Genomic DNA, 2,554 nt, shown 5'->3' on the forward strand with positions numbered 1-2,554 from the left:
AGCCACTTCTTCATGGTCTGCGTAGGGTCGGCCAAGCGGCGAGGTGCCAGCCGTGTGGGCTGGTCCTTTTCCGCCCGGCCTCCCTCCGAACCGGACAGACCCGTTTCCGAGTATCCGGCTCTCCAGTGACTACTGCGTGAGCGGTGCGGCAGGGTGCGCGTGGATGCGGTCGTGGCAGTCGCCGCAGACCACGAGGGACTTGCGGCGGCGTTTGGCCATGACCTGCGCCCATTCGGGTTGCGGCTGTCCGGGCCGGTCGAGGTCGGCGAGCTGGCGGACGTGGTGAACCTGAATGTTGTCCGTTCGCTTGCAGAGCTCGCATCTGCCCGCGTGGAGCCGTCTGATTAGCTCCTTGTTCGGGTAGATCGGTCCGGTGTTCGAGCGGTCGGTGAGGACCGCTGTCTTCTGCCGCTTGAGCGGGATACCGCCGAACCGTGCGACCATCGGCTTCTTGCCCTCGCGCGTGACACTGGCCTCGAAGCATGTCCGCAACCCGTGCGGCGTGGAGATCTTGGCCTTGAACTTGGCCGCCATCTTCGACACCGACGAGCGATGCTTCCGACCTAGGGTCTTGAGCATGGAGGTCTCCATGACCCAACGCAGCCGGTGAAGTCGCATGACGTCTCCGGCGAGCAAGTAGTACTGGACGATGCCCCGGTACTCGGCCCCGTATCTGCCGACGATGTTGTAGTCGGCCTCTTTGATCATCGGGTTCCGGCACGCGGGTTTGCCGCGTGACAAGTACAGGGCGGCCTTGGTCTTGACCACGGTCGCGGGAACGTGCAGGACGACCGTCCCGTTGACCGACCGGCGGTTGCGCCGGTCGGTCCCGGATGGTCTTCGCGTCCTGCGGGCGCTGCTCGCGACTGCGATCTCGTAACCGAGGAACCTCGCCCGCTGGGTGCGGGCATGGGTGATCAATGTCTTGTCGGGTGACAGTTCCAGCTTGAGGTCATCACGCAGGAACGCAGCCAGCCGTCGTTTGATCTCCTCGGCTTCGGCCTTGGGTCCGGCGAATCCAAGCAAGGTGTCGTCGGCGTATCGGCAGTACTTCAGCCTCCGGTAGTCAGGATCACGAGGATCCTGGCTAGGGAGGCTGTGCAACCGCCGGTAGAGAGACCGCACTTCGGCGTGGTCACCCTTGCGGCGGGCCCTTGCGATCGCGTGTTCCACCGCTCGGTACTCCGGGTTGCGGGCCCGGAGCCTTCCCCGGGTGTATTCCGGGATCAGAACCGCCTCGACGAAGGTGTCCAGCTTGTGCAGGTAGATGTTGGACAGGACGGGGGATGCGATTCCGCCTTGCGGAACACCGCTCAGCGTCGCTCCCCAGATCCAGTCCTCCAAGTATCCGGCCGTCAGCATGTTACGCACCAGCCGCAGGAACCGGTTGTCGTGGATCTTCTCCGCCAGGGTCGAGAGCATGACCTGATGGTCAAGGCTCCCGAAGCAGTCGGCGATGTCTCCCTCGATGAACCAGGTCGTCCCGGTCCAGGTGTTGGCCACCTCCCGCAACGCGGTGTGGCAGCCCCGCCCTGGGCGGAACCCGTGGGACCGGTCGGAGAACGTCGGCTCGTAGTAGGCCTCAAGCAGCAGGCGTACGACTTCGCCGACGAGTTTGTCCGACCAGGTCGGCATACCGAGCGGGCGCGTCTTCCCGTTCTTCTTCGGGATGTGCACCCTGCGGACGGGGTGGAACCGGTAGCGCTCGTGGCGCATCGCGTCGATGACGCGTCCGATCTTCCCCATCGACATGCCGTCCACGGTCTCCTGCGTGGCCCCGGGAGTCATCGCGCCCTTGTTGGCGTAGATGCGCCCGTAAGCCAGCAGATACAACTGCGGGTTGAACATCTGTCGATACAGCTCTTCCAGCGGCAGGCCGCGCCCGCCGCGCTCACGCAGGACACCCAGCACCGTTTCGGCGTTCTGCATTACGCATACCTCCCGATCCTTCGGTGTCCGATCACCTGGCCCCCTTCGCCCGTGCGGACGGCTTTCCCGTCCTCCCTGGCCGGGCGTGACTCCGGCGACTACTACGGGGCCTCCGTCGCCTTGGGGCTCGCGCCCGTTAGGCGATCCCACGTTCGTCTCTGTCGCACGTGGCAGCGTGATTTAGGCGTCCCGTTCGTCTCCTTGAATGCCCTCACTGGGCATCGCTCCTGGCCCCGGAGGTTGCACCGTCCTTCTTCCACTCAGGCGGCAGGGCCGGCGCCGGTTTCAGACGTCTTTCCGGCGGATGTGAACTTTCATCTTCTGGAGACTGGACTTCAAGCAATCAAGCCTTCGCCATGTCACGCGGGTCCCTCAGAGCGCCGTCCCTAACGTCTGGGCCCGGCCTCTGGTTAGCTGGCATGCTCTTGTCCCCTTAACCTTTCGGATCCAGGTAAGCCATCAGACCCAAGAACCTCCCTCCGAGTTCCTCCCGGCTATGCCGGGGATGCGACAGAGCGCCTCGTGGCGCACTGGAAGCGTTCGACCTTGCCCTGGGTCTGGGGGTGCCAGGGGCGGCCGTTCTTCTGGTCCACGCCCAGTCGGCGGAGCTCGGTCTCGAGTTGGT

1 protein-coding gene is annotated in these 2,554 nt (G+C 64.8%); it reads right to left on the bottom strand.

Translation table 11 applies throughout. From position 1 onward, the window contains the following. Positions 1 to 129: 129 nt before the first annotated feature. Entirely contained in the window at positions 130 to 1,929 is a 1,800-nt protein-coding gene (locus tag EV643_RS43850; RefSeq protein ID WP_202870088.1) for a reverse transcriptase/maturase family protein, read from the bottom strand. Positions 1,930 to 2,554: the final 625 nt, after the last annotated feature.

It is taken from the genome of Kribbella caucasensis (assembly GCF_004361855.1).
GTDB lineage: Bacteria > Actinomycetota > Actinomycetes > Propionibacteriales > Kribbellaceae > Kribbella > Kribbella caucasensis.